Origin of the sequence: Paenibacillus nuruki, assembly GCF_963311185.1 — a bacterium.
GTDB lineage: Bacteria > Bacillota > Bacilli > Paenibacillales > Paenibacillaceae > Saccharibacillus > Saccharibacillus nuruki.
Genome location: NZ_OY725677.1, coordinates 2,877,395 through 2,896,195 on the forward strand (window position 1 = coordinate 2,877,395; position 18,801 = coordinate 2,896,195).

Here is an 18,801-nt window from a genome sequence, read left to right on the forward strand (position 1 = left end):
AGCCTAATGGCTCTTTTTAAATTTTACGTATTCAGTATAAATAACATGAAATATTGCATTCATAATATTATTGTATAAAAAATTATAATTTTTTATATCATCAAATATATCATCCCAAGCTAATTTGTGTGCAGTAGTATTTCTAATTTTTCCAGCAACAGTAAAAGATAATTTTAATTTATTTTTTAATTTCAAATCTAACAATTCATTTAAAGAACTAGCGCTTATCTTCATATCATATAAATTATACTTTGATTTAAATTTAGAGTCATTATAAATTTTACCTAATGTTTTTCCATCATAATGCAATTTAAGTAAAGACTCGACAATTAATGTTCCCTTAAAAAGATGCAAAATTATTGGCTCTATACTTCCTCCAATTTCTCCTCTAGTTTCTATAAGAATTTCAATTTCTTCTTTCTCTAAAATAAAAGAATATATAGCTGTTATAATAGAAGATTTAGCAAGAAAATTTTCTGATTCTGCTAATATATTTTCCACAAAATTTTGTATAAAGCTATTAAAATTCAAATCCCAATTCTTATTAAATTCCTTTAATTCTTGTATTAGTTTGTTCTTTAAACTTTTCACAAAAAAATCTTCTTCACCTAATTGAAGTTCAAATTCTGTATTTAATGTAAACATTAAGTACGCAGCATATTTTTCCCAAATATCTGCTGCATTTTTCCTATCTTCTAAAATAGTAGCATTCAAATAAAAGGAAGCTTTCTCATAATGCTTAGTCAAAAAATAAAACATACTTAAAAAGTAAAAGGGAGTTCCTTTGTGCATTTTTTTGTATTTTTCTTTGTTACATGCACTAACTTTTTTCAATAAATATTTAGTGATCTCAAGTCGGAAATAAATTTCTGTTTCTTTGCTCTCATATGTACTTTCACTCAATAATGGATTTGTATACTTTTTAGTAAATTTATTAAAAAAATCACCTTCATCACTTGCACTTTCAAATTCTTTTAATATCTGATTCCAATTTAAATTCTTTATTTTTTCAATAAACATTATTATCCTCCCTATTTCTATTACAAATCTTTTATTTTTTAAATCATTTATTCTCCTTTAAATTAAATAAAACACCAGCTATATCATGACAATATAACTGGTGCTTCTTAATCTTACATTGCTGCCCCTTTAGGCGATAAAGCAGTGGTGAAAAATATTGGTTTTTGCTGTTCATTCTGTTGATACGCTACCAGTAACAGACTGCGTCCTTCGCTAGCTGATAACGGTTCGCCAGCAAGAATTTTATCCAGACGGAATGGTAATTCTTCCATGACTGTATGCTTGTGAAGTTCTTTGTCATTCAATTTCAATTCGACAAACTCGGTTGAAAAGTCTTCCGGTTGTTGAATCGCATGTCTGATATGGCTAGACATCTGGTCTTTGTTCATCGTGAAGTCCCACCAGATTTTGCGTGGTTTGTATTTGTGATTAAGGAAGTAGTCTAACTTCATCAGTCCCAGTACAACATCCATCCGCGGGGTCTGGCGATCCATTAAGAATGCTTGTAAATGGGTAAATAAATCTTCCAGCTGATGACCGATCTTTTGCCAGCCTTGTGCTTCCCAGTAATTCCCGAACTCTTGGAAAAAGTCGAATGGCGACTGGAATTCGTTATACAGCAGATAGTTCAGCGTATAATCCATCCGATGTGCATTCCAGTACTTCTCTAACACATCTTCCAGACGCTTCAAGCGCACGATATCGTCAAAGGTCAGCTTATCGCTACTCAAAATCTCATACGGTGCATGATCCATATACGTGTACTGATATTTCTCGGCATCGATCCGAAGCCCTGTTCCCCGTAACATTTTGAGGAATCCTAATTGCAATTCTTCCGGCCCTAATGCAAACACATCGTTAAATGTTTTGCGGAATGTATCATAATCTTCGAGTGGCAATCCTGCGATTAAATCCAGATGCTGATCGATATTACCAGACTCTTTGATCTTCGTTACGGTACGACTGAGCTTGGTAAAGTTCTGACGACGCTTCACCAATTCGTTGGTTGGATCATTGGTTGATTGCACACCAATCTCAAAGCGGAATACACCTGGAGGTGCATGTTCTGCCAGATAATCCAACACTTCTGGACGCATAATATCTGCGGTAATTTCAAATTGGAAGGTACATCCATTATGATTAGCAATTAAGAACTCAAACATTTCCATCGCATAATCACGCTTAATATTAAATGTACGATCGACGAACTTGATTAATTTGGCTCCTTGTTCGATCAAGTACAGAATATCGCTTTTGGTACGTTCGATATCAAAGTACCGTACACCTACTTCAATACTGGATAAACAAAATTGACAGCTAAATGGACACCCACGACTCGTTTCAAAATAAACAACACGCTTCGCCAGTTCAGGTACATCTTCGACAAATCGGTACGGCGAAGGCAATTCATTCAGATCAAGCTTCGGACGACCGGGCATCATAATCAGTTCTTCACCTTTACGATAAGCAACTCCATAGACAAAATGATACTTGCCTGCGCCTTCGATCTCTTGCAGTAAATGGTGGAACGTTTCTTCGCCTTCTCCAATTACGATAAAGTCGATATTGTTTACACGCTTCATCCAGTATTCGGTATCGTAAGACACTTCTGGCCCACCGAGCACAATCTTCACTTCAGGCATTACTTTTTTGAGAATATCGATCACTTTAATTGTTTCTTCAATATTCCAGATGTAACAAGAGAATCCAATTACATCAGGCTTACGTTGAAATAAATCAGATACAATATTCATCACTGGATCTTTGATTGTAAATTCAGCAAGTTCAATATCAAAGTCCTTCTCACTAAAGGCTTTGAGACAACGAATCGCCAGTGATGTATGGATATACTTGGCGTTCAATGTGGATAATACGACTTTCATAGCGATAAGCTCCTCTCATGCTCTAACAAAATCATTCGGATATCGGCAAGCACCTGTTCTGCGCAAGTATTAATAAAGAAATGTCCACCATCATAAGATTTAAATGTCGCATCAAGCGATGAATACTCACTCCATGCTTCGATATCTATCGTTGTCATTTGATCCTGTTTCCCGGTCAACACTGTGATCGGAAATGGAAATACTTTATACTGCCTGTCATAGCGATATTGCTCTACAAGGCTAAAATCTGCACGCAATACAGGAATAATCATCTCCAATAATTCCTTATGTTCCAGTATAACATCCGGTATTCCGCCGAGGGTAATGACTTTTTCAATAAACGCTTGATCGGGTAGCTTACTCCATTGTTTTTCACTACGGATATGGGGAGCAACTCTGCCTGAAAATAGACTTGTTACCGGATAACGTCCTGTTTCGGTATACACTTTATGTATCATTTCAAAAGCAAGAATACTGCCCATACTATGCCCGAAAAAAGCAAATGGACGATGGTCTTGAAAATAAGGTTGTATGTGTTGCCAGATATCATTCACGATACTCTGTGTATCGCTAACTAAAGGCTCAGATATCCGTGCTCCATGACCGGGAAGCTCTATCGGGATCAATTCAATCTGCGGTTGCAATGATTTTTTCCATGAATTATAGATATAGGCGTTGCCACCTGCATAAGCTAACGTAAATAAACGAATTGCATTATTCATGTGTATACCTCCATAAGGTTGTTTGGATATCGCGATGCAGTGAGTTGCCATACTGATGTTGAATGTAGATCACGTCTGCTACAAACAGCCCAGTACCCATCCTTCTAATAGACTTAGTTGATCCTCTGCTGGGCTTAATGTAGGCAATGCAAGATAAGGTGCTAACGTATCTTCTTGATCACGTTCGCGCATCCACTCTGCAATATAATAAGCATCCCGTTCATGTTCACTGTAAGTCGAAACATTGAATAGATGAGGTTCTGTTATCATTCTTCTTTTATATAACGATGGATAGGCTTCGACGATCACATGATGGTGTTCCGGTATTATTTTACCATCAAATGGCCAGAAGTGGATGTTCATTCCATGTCTTTTTTGCCAGTATCGTAGCCTATAGATCCATGGTAATCCGGTATGGGTGGAATAAGAGACTGCACCTTGCATCCCCGAGACTCGATCCAGATCGACGACACTTTTGGTAGAAGGTACAAATTCGCGTTCAACTAATCGCTTAGCGGTCGAATTGGTGTAATGAGCTTGGTCTTTACTTTGCTTCATTGTAAGTCTGGTTGTCTGCCATGTCTGATTGCTCCATTTGAGAAAATCATCCCACTGATCCAATTCTAGTTGTTGCAACACAGATAAAGGATAGGACAGCCCATGATCGATTCCAATAATCATTCGTTCTTGGCTAGAGAGTAGCTGATTCCGTAGCCAGAAATAGACTTCTTCTCTCGACCACAAACGTTCTTTGTCTGAAGCTGAATGCTGAGCAGTAGATGGATAGACTAAAGACGCAGCTGATCCTTGACTGGATTGCACTACCGCTAATCCTTTAATTTTGGATCTGGGCTTATCTGCACCGGAGTAATCTATTCCGATATATTTGTCAAATAAAGGCACGTCTATTCCTCCGAATCATTGATTCTACGATGTATTTTGATCTATTTCGTTTTAGTACATATATGTAGCAAAAAAACCGATACTTGTTACGATTAAGCTCTTTTCAATATACGTTGTGAAAAGAAACTGAACCAGACAAAGTATCGGTTGTTGGATGTTTAATTTAGAATTCTTCCATATCGTAACGCCCTTGATCCAGTTCCAAACTTTCCTTCTGGAAAAAAGCAAGGAATGGTTCACCATACTTACGGAATTTCACTTCACCGACACCTTTAATCTCCAGCATTTCGCCTTCGCTTTGTGGTTCGACGACACTCATTTCACGTAAAGTAGCATCATTGAAAATGATATAAGATGGTACACCTTCGCGTGATGCCAGTTCACGGCGAATCAGGCGCAATTGCTCGAAGATCGTCTCATTCACTGCTGAAGCATCATTATTACGGCTTGTTGTACGGCTACGGCTAGAACTTGAACTGCTAGAAGCAGAACCCGCCATTGGACGTGGCGCACGTTGCATCACTTTACGCTGTCCTTTAAGAACTTCGGCTGCGATCGGTTGTAATTTCACCACTGGATATTGTCCTTCTGTTAGGAGTAGATACCCTTCTGCCGCCAGTACATTGATACGTTCTGAGATTTCTTTTTCCGACAAATGGGACATTAATCCATGGGTGGGCAATTGATCGAACTGGTATTGCAGTACTTTTTTATTGCGTGAACCTTTAAGGACTTGCGCAACCACAGATACACCGAATCGCTCACGTAAACGATGAATACACGAAAATATTTTCTGCGCATCTATCGTCATATCGACTAACTCGCGCGCATCACGGCAAGAACTACATTGTCCGCAAGGTTCACCGGAATGTTCTTCATGAAAGTAATCAAGCATCGCATTACGCAGACATTTGGTCGTATAACAGTAATCCACCATCTGTTGCATTTTGCGATAATCGTTATGCTTGCGATCTCCTTCATGCATATTTTGTTCGAGTAGAAATTTCTGTGTCATGATATCTTGCGGACTAAATAGCAAAATACATTCACTAGGATCGCCATCACGACCGGCACGACCGGCTTCTTGAATATAAGCTTCCATATTTTTGGGCATATTATAATGAATAACATACCGAACGTTAGACTTATCAATACCCATCCCGAATGCATTCGTAGCTACGATCACACGAATATCATCATAAATAAAAGCTTCCTGACTCTGATCCCGTTCATCGTCGCTCATTCCTGCATGATAACGTCCAGCTGCTACACCACTACTAAGCAGACGACTGTACAGATCATCTACATCTTTACGAGTAGCTGCATAAATAATACCGGATTCATTATCATGAGACTTGGCATAATCAATGACAAAATCACGACGCTGTGTACCACGCATAACCGCCATTGCTAGATTATCTCGACCCAGCCCTGTGATAAAAACTTGCGGATCATCTAATCTCAATAAACGCAAAATATCGTCACGCACTTCCGGTGTAGCTGTTGCTGTAAAAGCAGCAACGATGGGACGCTGTGGCAATTGATTCACAAACGGTGAAATTTCAAGATAACTGGTACGAAAATCATGACCCCACTGAGATACACAGTGTGCTTCATCAACAGCGATACATGTAATATTGACACCGTTCATTTCTTCACGGAACCAATCCAGTTCTAATCGCTCAGGTGCTACATATAGTAACTTCAGGTCTCCGCGACGTGAAGCACGAATCCGTTCATTCACTTCTTTACCTGTTAACGTACTATTAATATAAGCCGCAGGAATCCCTGCTGCTGTCAGCGCATCGACCTGATCTTTCATTAATGAGATCAGCGGTGAGATCACCAGTGTTACTCCATCATTGACCATCGCTGGAATCTGATAACAGATCGACTTACCGCCACCTGTTGGCATAATTCCAAGGGTATCTTGACGTTGTAACAGACTATTTACTATCTTCCGTTGACCTTCTCTAAAGTCTTCATATCCAAAATACTTCTGTAACAAAGTCTGTGCTTCCTGCATCACAGGCGCTTGCACGCTCATTGCCAAAACTCCTTATCCTAATTCTGTAGTGATGATATAACTTTCTTCTGCTTCAAATCTATCCTTCTATTTTAACAGAGAATTCATGATAATTCTCAGCAACTTATACAATCTGATATAATAATTATGATAATGATTATCATTTTCATATGTAAAGGAGAATCAACATTGAACTTTCCAGATTTACTATCGTTAACAGCTCCACCACATCCTTATCTATTACAACTGCATCATGCAGATATTCATCATATACAGCCTCAGTCTTCATTAGCTTTGACACAGATTATGGCGACACATCTTACTATTCTTGTGCTGATTGAAGGAGAATGTGTCTTAAAACGTGAAAATCATCCTTATCCTATGAGACAAGATACTGTCTATATCTGCCATGCTGGAAGTACATTTGCTTTATCTTCAGAACACCTCCATACACAGGTAGCCATGCTCCATATCGAACTGTATTTTCCACATCCAGACGATTCGAAGCAATTACTATTAGCTCGTGATATGCAATCTCTTTCTTTACCCGAAGAAGCTACATTTCTATATGCTAGTGCGAAATGTCAGCAGATCTGCTCTGCTTTCCGTTCGACTCATGCGTTACATCGTTGGCGAGCACAGATCGATGCGACTGAATTGCTATTTGAAATGGTGACGGCGGTCCATGCCAATCCAGTGTATCACTCACAACCTGAAGATGGGCTGGTACGTGCTCGCAACTATATAGCAGAACATCCTGAACAGACGCTGACTTTGGAACAATTAAGTCAGATCGCTGGACTGAGTGCCAAGCATTTCTCTGATGTTTTCAAAAAAACATACGGGCAAAGTGCTCATGACTATATAACAGAAATTCGGCTTACGCAAGCCAAACAACTGATGCTTCGTTCAGGTTACAAGCTCAAAGATATCGCTCATGAAGTTGGTTATCGAGATGAGTTTTATTTTAGCCGTGTATTTAAAAAAGAAACTGGAGTCTCTCCTTCACAATACATAAACAAGCGGAAGCAAAAAGTAGCCGCTTATGCTTGTGTTTCTACACTTGGGTACTTGTTGCCACTTGATATTGTGCCGTATGCCGCACCTTTACATCCGAAATGGTCAGGCTATTATCTAGAACGATATGGTGCAGATATCCCTTATCATCTGGAATATGGTCATGCAGATCCGCAGGATCATGCTGTAATGAGGCGAATCGAAGAAGTGAACCCTGATTGGATACTATGCTCCCATGCTATTCAACCATGGGAATATCATCGGTTAAGTCAATATGCAAAAGTAATAACATTGCCTGAAGAACAACAAGGATCATGGCGAACAGGACTGTATAAACTGGCTGATCAACTCAATATGCATGCAGAAGCAAAGCAATGGATTCATACCTTCGATCAGCGTACGGCTCATGCCCGCTCGTTACTCACACGTTCAGATGATTCCAGACCTTCTGTGTTATTTGTTCGTATGCTTCGTGAGCAGTTATACAGTCTAGGTTCAGCAGGATTATTAGATTATGTTTATCACGAATTGGGGGTACAGCGTCCTCAAGATGCACCTACAGACAATAATGAAGACGATTTAGTGACATGGGAACAGCTACAAGCAAGCGATGTAGAGCATATCTGTATTTTAATTCGTCAAGACTCGGAGACCTTAGAACACTGGCATCGGTTACGTCAATCTTCCCGTTGGCTGGATCTTCCTGCTGTTCGTCAACATCGATTGCATATTCTAAGTTCCAGTCCATGGCGTGAATATTCTCCGATAGCTTTGACCAGAATACGTGAAGAACTGATCCAGTATCTGTCCGCCAAAAGTCCATGTACGATCCGCTAATTGTCTATGGAAAAGAAGAAACATAACCTCTATCATAGCTATTGAGAATCTTTCTCACTGATAACGAGGGGAGTTATACTATTATGATGAAAAAAATATCTATATCTATACTTATGATGGTCATGTTTGTGTTATTGGCCGCATGTGGCAATAGTGCCAACACCACAGCAACACCAGCAGGAGCGAACGCTACAACAGCTTCTACCGATGCCACTTCTACAGCTACACGAACGATAACGTATTTGAATCAGTCGTATACGATTCCAGCCCAAGCCAAACGAATCGTGATTACAGGTTCTTTGGAAGCGATGGAAGATTCGATTTTACTTGATATTCATCCAGTTGGGGCTATTTCTATTTCTGGAAAATTCCCGCCTTTATTCGCTTCGATTACAGATCAAGCTGAATCGATAGGTGAAAAAGTTGATCCTAACTTTGAAAAGATTTTGTCACTCAAACCAGATATTATTCTGGGAACGACCAAATTCGATCCTGCGGTACTGGAAAAATTAAAACAGATCGCACCGACTATTCCATATTCGCATGTCGCTACCAATTGGGAAGCGAACTTGAATCTTTTGGGTGACATTAGTGGCAAGCAACAACAAGCTACTCAAGAAATTAATGAATACAAAGCCAACTTAGAAAAGGCTAAAACATCGTTACAACCTACACTACAAGATAAGCAAGTCTTGCTCGTTCGTATCCGTGAAGGATCGGTCTGCTTATATGGACCTGACTTGTATTTTAATCCTGTATTGTACAGTGATCTAGGATTGGCTATCCCAACTGAAGTTGCATCTGCACAATCACAAGAAGCGATATCGATCGAACAATTTGCTCAGATGAATCCAGATGTATTGTTTATCCAATTCTCTGAAGACGAGAATCCAGATGCTACAGGCGCACTGGAAGATTTGCAGAATAACCCGATTTTCCAAAGTATTCAAGCGGTTAAAGATGGCAATGTATTTGTCAATGTAGTCGATCCACTGGCTCAAGGTGGAACTGCCTATAGCAAAATTCAATTTCTGCAAGCATTTGTCGACAAGTTACAATCCAAATAAGAAAGTAATGAATCTAATATGTACAAAATAAACAAACTACCGGCAGTGATTTTCACACTTGCTCCGGTAGTTACTATTTTAATGATGATCTTATCTATTCTATATGGAGCCAAAAATATCTCATCACTGGATGTCTGGAATGCTATATTTCATTTCGATGCTGGTAATGTAGATCATCAGATTATACGTCATTCTCGATTACCTCGAGCCATCGGTGCACTATTGATCGGGGCTTTTCTGGCGATGTCTGGAGCGGTTATGCAGGGTATTACTCGTAATGATCTGGCTTCCCCATCGTTACTCGGTGTACTTGATGGGTCTGTATTTGCGATTACATTATGTATGATCTTTGCTCCTTCTGTGCATGGAAGCAGTCTGATTGTCGTATCTATGCTGGGTTCAGCTTTTGGTATGTTGCTGGTATTCGGGATGTCCTCATTGATTCCAGGCGCACAATCACCAATTGTACTCGCGATTCTTGGAACATTGACCGGTATGTTTTTGAATGGATTGGCTGATGCGATAGCAATGTACTTTCATGTGGCTCAACGAATCAGTTATTGGTATAACGCTCGCTTGTATCAGATTGATCCTGAACTGATTCAGTTGTCGATTCCATTTGCTATCGTAGGTTTCGTTATCATGCTGTTACTCGCTCGCTCAATTTCGGCACTATCGCTGGGTGATGAGATCTCTAAAGGTCTCGGGCAACGGGTCAAACTCGTTAAGTTTGCTGCTTTTATCGCTGTTGCTTTGCTATCTGGTATCTCTGTCGCTTTAGCTGGAAAAATTGCATTTATCGGACTAATCGTTCCTCATATCGCTAAAATGATCGGCGGTACTGATTATCGACGTATTATTCCACTATCCGGCGTTCTTGGAGGTATTTTTCTTGCTTGTTGTGATATTTTATCTCGATTTGTGAATTATCCATTTGAGACACCGATTGGTGTGATCACCGCTTTGTTCGGTGTTCCTTTTTTCCTGTATTTGATTCGTCGCAAAGGAGGAAAAAGCCATGGATAAGTTCGCTCAAAAACGGTATCTCATCCTAATGGGTGTAGGTATAATAGCGATCTTGCTTATGATCTGTATCGGGCTAACGTATGGTGAAATGAAACTCTCACTGATCGATGTTATATCGACTTTGTTTCATACATCAAACGATCCTTCTTATACCGTAGTCATTTTTCAATTTCGCTTACCTCGTATTGTATTAGGGCTGTTGATCGGTATCTCGCTGGGTATCGCAGGTACGGTTGTTCAAAGTCTAACTCGTAATCCACTGGCTGATCCGGGGATTCTAGGTATTAATGCAGGAGCGGGCATGTTTATTGTGCTATTTATGTTTTTGCTTCGCGATCAGATTGATCTGACAGGCAATCTAGCGATTATGCTTATGCCTTTATTCGGGATTGCAGGCGGTCTTTTGTCTGCACTGCTTATCTTTTTGCTAGCCAAAGATCAAAATGGGTTAAATCCGCAACGACTTATTCTGGTCGGCATAGCGATTACCACTGGATTCTCGGCGATTACTTTATATGCTTCACTCAAAATGGACCCGCAAGATTTTGAAAAAGCGGCTTCATGGTTATCAGGTAGTCTGAACTCTGCTAATTGGTTATTTGTGATCTCTCTATTTCCATGGATGATGATATTACTTCCATGGTTACTGTATCAGACACGTCTACTGGATGTGATGCGTCTGGGTGATCATACCTTATTAAGTCTGGGTATTCCTTTGCGTCAAAAGCGAACGATATTGATGTTTATCAGCGTAGGGCTTGTCGCCTCAGGTGTGGCTGTGTCTGGAAGTATTGGCTTTGTAGGCTTGATTGCTCCGCATATGGCAACTCAACTTGTTGGACTGGCTCATCGGCGTGCGCTTCCACTTAGTGGTGTGATCGGAGCATTATTAGTATTGATTGCGGACTTTATCGGACGGACGTTATTTTCACCTGCTCAATTGCCTGTCGGGATTGTGCTTTCTATTATTGGAGCTCCTTATTTTGTCTGGTTGTTAAGTCGGCGGCGTAAAGTCTAAGACCACCTTCATAAATTCATCATAGAAAGGAATACGACGCTATGAAACATAAAGATGAACTTGATATTCTAGGACGCAAAGTGACGGTATACTTGCCTCCTTCGTACCATTTGTCTGAACGTCATTATCCTGTCGTGTATGTGCATGATGGCGGTCAACTGATCGCTAACTGTCAGAACTATCTAGATCGTTTATTTCGCGAAGGATTACTTACCGAATTGATTTTAGTAGGAGTACATACAGATCGACGTACGTATGAATATACGCCATGGGTTGCCCCTGCGTTAAAGCCCTCCTTCCCTGATTTTGGTGGGCAAGGTAAGGTCTATATCCATGAACTTGCAGATCAGGTCAAGCCTCATTTGGATCAGCGGTATCGTACTTTGCCAGAAGCTGAATCTACCGGGATGATCGGTGGTTCTTTGGGAGGATTGGTGACCATGTGTACGGCGTACTGGAGAGCTGATGTATTCGGTCGTCTGGGTATGCTTTCTCCTTCCTGCTGGTACAAAGGGTTAATGGACTATATCGAAGCACAACCTGCACCTGCTTCACAGTCCAGATTATATGTATCTGTAGGCAATCGTGAAGGATTTTATAAGCACAATGAGCAACAAGCGATGGTCAAAAATATTCTGCGGGTATGTCAATTATGGCAAGATAAACGTTTCCCTGATCAGCACCTTTTGTTAGATATTGAGGACGGTGGTACACATGATCTTATGTTTATGACGCAATATTTTGTCAAAGCATTACAGTTTCTTTTTCCTCAATCTTCCGATGATTCTGTTATGTATTCGGCTTCTTCTGCTACTACTCTAGCACAACAGCTTACACCGTCTGATCGCTACGCTATACCGGGAACAACTACTTTTGTGATGCGTTCCAAGCAGACAGGATTAGAGTATCAGATTTTTGTCTATCTGCCCGTAAAACCTCCTTCTGCTGAAGGGTATGCGGTTCTTTATACGGTGGATGGAAATGCTTATTTCGGTTCGATTGCAGAAGCGATGCGCTTGCAGACACGTCACCCACGCGGACTACCCTCAGGCATGATTGTCAGTATTGGTTATGTTACAGATGAACCTTTTGTATCTGAACGTCGCTTTCGTGATCTGACGGTACCTGATATTCAATCTGGCTTACGACCGGATGGCACACCATGGCCTTGCAATGGAGGAGCCGATGATTTTCTAGACTTTATCGAACAGGAATTAATGCCTGAGATTCAGCGCCATTATCCAGTAAATCCGCAAAATCAGGGATTATTTGGACATTCATTAGGCGGATTCTTTACCTTATATACATTGATCACACGTCCATCCTTATTCCAGACGTATATTGCAGGAAGCCCTTCCTTCTGGTGGAAAGATCGCATTTTATTTGATCTATTGCCTGCACTGGAGAATACTTTTGCCGAACAAAACGTGAACATCCATCTTATGCTGGCGATAGGAACAGATGAGCATCAAAGTATGCTTGATGATACTCGCTTATTTTATGAAAAGATAAAGCCTTACCAAAACACACATGATATTCGTCTAAAACATATCGTATTTGAGGGTGAAGGGCATATGTCCGTGTTGCATCCTTTGATCAGTCCGATGATTCGATTTATGTTTGCTCAAGAAGGCGTTAAGCTTTATATCTAGATATTTAAGTACACAAAGAAAGCAGACCTGATCGATGTCAGGTCTGCTTTTGATCATCACATGAATCTTGTGTTAACGGTAAATCATCGTCGCTACATCGTGTAAGGATTGTCTGGCTGCGATACTGATTCCGGCTAATTGGAAAAACCCATGATTCACACCTAGGTAACGACGACAATGTGCTTGTACATCTGCCTCTAACAATTTACGATAAAAGGTTTCATTTTCAAATAATAACGGATCGAATTCAGCAGTTAACATATACGTTTCTGGCAGTCCGGTCAGATTCTCTGCATATAATGGACTGACTTCAGGATGATCCAAAGGTAAATCGCCAAAATAAGCTTCATATCCACTAATTAACACATCTCTTGTTATGATATAATCATTGCCATATTGTGCATACGTGGTGCTTGTACCGCTTGCGTCCAGCATAGGATAGATTAGAATCTGACGCTGAGGCAACCAATCACCCTGTTCTTTCAATCGTAAACAGGTCACAAGTGCCAAATGTCCACCTGCACTATCACCAGCGATTGTGATTCGATCTGTATCTCCGCCCCACTCTGCTAGATGTTCACGAATAATATGCACAGCGTGTAGCGCATCATCATGTGCTGTTGGATATGTATGTTCTGGTGCTAAACGATAATCCACTGCAATCACCAACGATTGACTCTCTAGCGCCAATTGACGCATCTGCTGATCATGTGTCTCCAAGTCTCCACTGACAAAACATCCACCATGATAATAGATCAATACCGGTAGATTAGACTGATCGACGGATTGATAGATGCGGAAAGTAATCTCATCTATCGTAATATCGTGAACCGCATAAATATCTGCTTTGTCTCCTGCTAAAGCAATTGTACTCAGATATCCTGCACGACGTTCTTCGATACTTTGATGAAGAACCGAAGGACGACCTGCTTCTACAAACTCTTCTACCAGTGTGCGTATCCCTTTTTCCAAATGATCTAAATGTTCTACTTTATGCATAATTGATTACTCTCCTTCATAATTCGAAATCATCTGTATTTAACTTGTATGAATAAAAGCCTCTTCTTGCCAGCTCTCTGCATGACGATGAACGATCTCCAAGAAAGCATCTAAAGCAGGCGATTGCCACTTTTTCAAATGATAACTCAGTTGTGTGTACACTTGTTGTTCACGATCATCCCAATCTAATTGTGCTAATTTGTTCTCTCGCAATTCACGCTCAACAGCTACTAATGGTAAAAAAGAAATACCTAATCCAGCCATCACGCACTGCTTAATCGCTTCCAGACTCCAAAATTCTAGACTAGGATCAGGAAAAATGCCATGACTATTTAAATATTGTTCGAATAATGTGCGATACGTACACCCTGATTCTGTATGCAAAATCGTCTCATGGCGTAAGTCTTCAGGTACAATATGCTTTTTGCCTACAAGCAGATGATCGATTGGCGCAATCATCGCCATTTTCTCATGCGTCAGTGTCTCCATATGCAGTTCACGATCTTCCATCTCAGGTTGCAATAGAAATGCGATATCTAAACTTCCACTACGAATCATCTCTAGCAATTCTGCGCAGGCACCTGGTTTGAGAATAATTTTGACCAATGGATGATGCTTGCGATATTCACGAATAATATTCGGCAAGCGAAAAGCAGCCAGCGATTCTGGAGCACCTATCGTTAATGTACCCGACAGATCGGCATCCGAACGAATTGCATCTTTAGCAAGAGCATGCATTTTGGATATTTCTTGTGCATAAGGTAACAAGCGTCGACCTGCATCTGTGAGCAAAATCTTTTTGTTCATACGATCAAATAAAGGCGTACCCAGCTCTGCTTCAAGCGCTTGAATCTGCGCAGTAATACTGGATTGCGCATAATCTAGTCGCTGGGCTGCACGTGTGAAACTTCCGACTTCAACCACAACTAGAAACGTAAATAAATGTCTAGATTCCATTATTTGATCTCCCATCGGTTTTTTAGATGGATCACATTTAAAATTTCTGTTTTTCCGATAACACTATTATCTGCTACGCTATAGCAAATGACAAGGAAAGCGGGAAAATAAAATGACAACGTCTCATTCATCGGGTTTGCAACGCACAATAGGGCTCCCTCAAGCGGTTGCTCTATATATTGGAGCTGTTCTAGGATCAGGTGTATTGCTTGTTCCCGGACTTGCCGCTCAGATGGCTGGCCCTGCTTCACTAATAGCATGGGGATTTATGACCTTATTGATTTTGCCGATGGCTTTGTCGATGGGATTATTGTCTGCCAAGTTCCCTAACGCTGGAGGCGTTTCTCATTTTGTCAGTCTAGCCTTTGGTCCACGTGCAGGTGCTCTAGTCGGGTGGTTTTTCTTAATGTCGGTTCCGATCGGGGCTCCTGTAGCCGCCCTAACTGGAGCAGGGTATATGACTGCTGCGATCGGATGGAGTGATTCGGTTCGAATTTTGATCGCTGTATTGATGTTATTAGCAGGGCTCATTACGAACTGGTTCGGGATGCAAGTCGCTGGCAAAATACAGATTGCGGTTGTGATTTCGATTGTAGCTGTACTTACATTTGCGATTATAGCGGCTGTACCTGAGATCCAAGTGGTTCATTTTACTCCATTTATGCCTCACGGTTGGAAAAGTATTGGTCAAGCGGCTGCCATTCTGTTCTGGTGCTTTATCGGCTGGGAAGCTGTTTCTCATATGTCCGAAGAATTTAAAGATCCACGGAAAGCCGCTGTGCGTGGCGTTGTGATTGCTGCGATTGTAGTAGGAATTTTATATTTTCTGACTGCACTAGCGACAGTGGGGACACAAAGTTATTTGTTAGGCGGGTCTGATGCTTCCCTTGTGTGGGTAATCAGTCGTTTGCTAGGTTCGTGGGGCGCTGTGTTAGCAGGGGTTACAGGAATTTTTATTTGCACAGCGACGATTATTGCTTATGTAGGTGCTTCTTCTAGGGTCGCTTTTGCATTATCCAGACAACATCATGCTCCCAAATGGATGAGTCTACTATCTGCCCGATACAATACACCTGTAGGTGGGATTCTTTTTCTAAGTGTTTGTTTTGCATTAATCACTGTTCTATATGCTAGCCACACTGTCTCTTTAACCACACTGATTCAATTACCTAATGCTACTTTTATTCTGACCTATTTAGGAGGATGTGCGGCAGGGATTCGATTATTACGTGAAAGTCGATTTGGCGTTATCATTAGCTGGATTTCTTTTGTAGCCACAGCCATAATTTTTCCATTTACAGGCTGGGCGATTCTGTATCCAGTCGCCATCACTTTACTTTTCGGAATCACCGTTTGGGTACGATCTAGATATTCATTACACAAAACGATCATTTTGGATAAAGAGTTGAAATCCGATATCGAATAATAAAAAGCTGTTTTGTACGCAATTGCCTACAAAACAGCTTTTTTTGGATAGATTACTATTGTACTGTTGGGATTCCTGACTTCAATTGACTATTCCTTTTTAGAATGTCTGTGTGACTTCCAATTAATACGTATCTGTACTTACCGTAGGTATAGATACAGAACTATACGTATCAGTCAGCACCGTACCGTTGGTATTAGCGCCATAGAATAATAACAATTCTTGAAAAGTCACCCATGTCGTTTTCGTTTCAGTTAAAATCATAATTCCTTCATATTTGCCGGGTGGTACAGGAATAGCTGGCAGAACTCCACCGAAAGGATTAAAGTAAGCTTGGATTTTGCCATCATATAATAGATTCCAATTGTTGCCTTGTAGACCATAGATAGTAAATGCTTGTTTACCCGGTACATTCAGCATACTGACTAACTGAATCGCACTTAATTGAACAGGCTTAGGGAAACGGTAGTTAATCGTCCCACTCTTATGATCACCTGTATTCGGTATCCAGTAGGTCGATAGATCGCCATCTATCGTATTTTCAGGTGGTTTGTTATCGTAATAACCGAGAGTTGTGACGATGGTTCCTTTGGGTACAGGATCACCTGTCGCATAACTCATCGGTGTGGCATGGACGAGATTGGAATAGTTCTGATTTTGCCCATCGATTACAGCATTCACAACAAAATAATAAGGTACACTGTTATTATCAAGCCCTGTCACTGTATAATCTTGATACGTATCTGCTTGAACGGTAATCGTCTGACCATTTAACACATCAGGGTACTGCTTCATATACGTAATTCGATATTCATCCGCTTCGGGAACCGCATCCCATGTCAGATGTACCTGTCCATTTTGGGGTGTAGCTTGTAATCCTGTCATCGAAGATCGATCGCTGATATATAATAACTCGTTGACCTCTACTGGTGCGGCGGTTGAACTGATTTCGATTTTAAGTAATTGATACCAATCCGGTTCAATCGGAATACTCTCGATACGTACAGGTGATAAAGAACCCGCTACATGCACTGTTTTTTGCCCGATCAAGGTATTACCATTTCGTCCTTGTTCATATATTTTGTATGTGATATCACTTTCAACAGGAGCAGTGATCACAAATTGTAATTCGTCAATATACAATGGATAGCGTATCCCATAACTTAACGTTGCATTTTTACTGTTATTTTGTGTTTTCCATTTGGATAGTATATCCCCATCCATGGTATATTCAACCGGATTACGATAGTATTCGCTACTTGCACCCTTACCTGTATTTTCTGGAAAAGGATTGCCACGTATACGCATTCCACCGACTTCATTGGAATAATTCGTTCGGATGCCATTGCGTACTCCTGCTACCGCAAAATAATAAGTGACTCCTGTAGCTAGGTTAGGAACGGTAAAGTTGTTATATGTGTCTGAGGCTACGGTAACTGTATCTGTATATTGACCAGAAGTAGTACCGTAACGTATTTGATAATGATCTACATCTGCAATCGGTTTCCAAGAAAGAGAGACTTGTTCATTTTTGTTGAGGGCTGGGAGTTGTGCTGGAGGAGTACTTGTTGTTGTAGGTACAAGATGAACTTCACTCATCATCACCCAATTACGTGTAGAACTAACGGCAATACTAATCCCATCATACCAGCCTATTTGTACGGAAATAGGGGTTAATGCTTGATTGCCGCCTGTAGTGACATGAAAGGTACGCGTAGCGATATTACGCCAGTATCCATTTTGTAGACCTCGAATCGTATACGTTTCATAACGATCTCCGATTCCACCTGTAGAGACTTGTACACTTTTGAGATTCACTGCCTCGGCAAACTTCATTTGTATTATTCCTGTATTTGCAGATACTTTCCATATACTGTACCAATCACCATCTCCAATATTCTGAGGATCAAATGTAGGATCATACGTACTTGATGTATACGTTGTACCCACAGGAATCCGATTACCTACCAGTCCTTCACTTCCATCTAATGCCGCTTCCGCTGTCTTCGCTTGAGGAACACAAATAACAAGCAAACTAAAGATACATACATATAGCCATCCTTTACGCCACTGAGATTGATTTTGCATTATTACCCTCCTTTTTTGATCGTTATGAACTACAGATGCTGTTATCAACGGGTTATGTATACAAGTAAGTGTCTAATTAATAGCACAATATGGGTTTAATGTATATTTTTATTTTATTATATTTTTGAAAAAGAAACGATTATCGCTGTATTATCATTTC

14 protein-coding genes are annotated in these 18,801 nt (G+C 40.5%); 6 read left to right on the plus strand and 8 right to left on the minus strand.

Features of this window, described 5'->3' with window-relative positions; all coding sequences use genetic code 11:
* Positions 1 to 3: 3 nt before the first annotated feature.
* The 5 genes from RCP16_RS12900 to recQ form a co-directional block, all read right to left on the minus strand.
* Positions 4 to 1,020, minus strand: a complete 1,017-nt coding sequence (locus RCP16_RS12900; protein WP_308640465.1) for a hypothetical protein — start codon at positions 1,018 to 1,020, stop codon at positions 4 to 6.
* A 113-nt stretch (positions 1,021 to 1,133) separates the two neighbouring features.
* Positions 1,134 to 2,903, minus strand: coding sequence for a B12-binding domain-containing radical SAM protein (locus RCP16_RS12905; RefSeq protein ID WP_137222167.1), 1,770 nt, complete (start codon positions 2,901 to 2,903; stop codon positions 1,134 to 1,136).
* On the minus strand, positions 2,900 to 3,625 hold the full coding sequence (locus RCP16_RS12910; protein WP_069327216.1) for a thioesterase II family protein: 726 nt from the start codon (positions 3,623 to 3,625) through the stop codon (positions 2,900 to 2,902). Before RCP16_RS12910 ends, RCP16_RS12905 begins: the two co-directional genes overlap by 4 nt.
* Before the next feature lie 78 nt (positions 3,626 to 3,703).
* Positions 3,704 to 4,528 (minus strand): hypothetical protein, encoded by an 825-nt coding sequence (locus RCP16_RS12915; protein WP_308640466.1) that lies wholly within the window; start codon positions 4,526 to 4,528, stop codon positions 3,704 to 3,706.
* A 163-nt stretch (positions 4,529 to 4,691) separates the two neighbouring features.
* Positions 4,692 to 6,575, minus strand: a complete 1,884-nt coding sequence (recQ, locus tag RCP16_RS12920) for a DNA helicase RecQ (protein ID WP_069327214.1) — start codon at positions 6,573 to 6,575, stop codon at positions 4,692 to 4,694.
* 168 nt (positions 6,576 to 6,743) lie between these two features.
* On the opposite strand from recQ, the gene RCP16_RS12925 reads away from it, so the two are divergent.
* The 5 genes from RCP16_RS12925 to RCP16_RS12945 all read left to right on the plus strand — a co-directional run bounded on the left by RCP16_RS12925 (position 6,744) and on the right by RCP16_RS12945 (position 13,171).
* The gene (locus RCP16_RS12925) at positions 6,744 to 8,408 is read left to right on the plus strand and encodes an AraC family transcriptional regulator (RefSeq protein WP_308640467.1); all 1,665 of its coding nucleotides are present in this window, start codon (positions 6,744 to 6,746) and stop codon (positions 8,406 to 8,408) included.
* An 86-nt stretch (positions 8,409 to 8,494) separates the two neighbouring features.
* Positions 8,495 to 9,475, plus strand: a complete 981-nt coding sequence (locus RCP16_RS12930; protein WP_308642483.1) for an ABC transporter substrate-binding protein — start codon at positions 8,495 to 8,497, stop codon at positions 9,473 to 9,475.
* 18 nt (positions 9,476 to 9,493) lie between these two features.
* Positions 9,494 to 10,501 (plus strand): FecCD family ABC transporter permease, encoded by a 1,008-nt coding sequence (locus RCP16_RS12935; RefSeq protein WP_069327212.1) that lies wholly within the window; start codon positions 9,494 to 9,496, stop codon positions 10,499 to 10,501.
* Entirely contained in the window at positions 10,494 to 11,519 is a 1,026-nt protein-coding gene (locus RCP16_RS12940; protein WP_308640468.1) for a FecCD family ABC transporter permease, read from the plus strand. The genes RCP16_RS12935 and RCP16_RS12940 overlap by 8 nt, the downstream gene beginning before the upstream one ends.
* Before the next feature lie 41 nt (positions 11,520 to 11,560).
* Positions 11,561 to 13,171 (plus strand): alpha/beta hydrolase, encoded by a 1,611-nt coding sequence (locus RCP16_RS12945; RefSeq protein WP_308640469.1) that lies wholly within the window; start codon positions 11,561 to 11,563, stop codon positions 13,169 to 13,171.
* 72 nt (positions 13,172 to 13,243) lie between these two features.
* Here the strand turns inward: RCP16_RS12945 and RCP16_RS12950 are convergent, their stop codons facing one another.
* Both RCP16_RS12950 and RCP16_RS12955 read right to left on the minus strand, forming a co-directional pair.
* On the minus strand, positions 13,244 to 14,170 hold the full coding sequence (locus tag RCP16_RS12950; RefSeq protein WP_308640470.1) for an alpha/beta hydrolase: 927 nt from the start codon (positions 14,168 to 14,170) through the stop codon (positions 13,244 to 13,246).
* Between the two features lie 39 nt (positions 14,171 to 14,209).
* Complete coding sequence (locus RCP16_RS12955) at positions 14,210 to 15,127, minus strand: LysR family transcriptional regulator (protein WP_308640471.1); 918 nt, start codon at positions 15,125 to 15,127, stop codon at positions 14,210 to 14,212.
* A gap of 112 nt (positions 15,128 to 15,239) precedes the next feature.
* On the opposite strand from RCP16_RS12955, the gene RCP16_RS12960 reads away from it, so the two are divergent.
* The gene (locus RCP16_RS12960; protein ID WP_308640472.1) at positions 15,240 to 16,553 is read left to right on the plus strand and encodes an APC family permease; all 1,314 of its coding nucleotides are present in this window, start codon (positions 15,240 to 15,242) and stop codon (positions 16,551 to 16,553) included.
* Between the two features lie 123 nt (positions 16,554 to 16,676).
* On the opposite strand, the gene RCP16_RS12965 is transcribed toward RCP16_RS12960, so the two are convergent.
* Positions 16,677 to 18,641, minus strand: a complete 1,965-nt coding sequence (locus RCP16_RS12965) for a fibronectin type III domain-containing protein (RefSeq protein WP_308640473.1) — start codon at positions 18,639 to 18,641, stop codon at positions 16,677 to 16,679.
* Positions 18,642 to 18,801 lie beyond the last annotated feature (160 nt).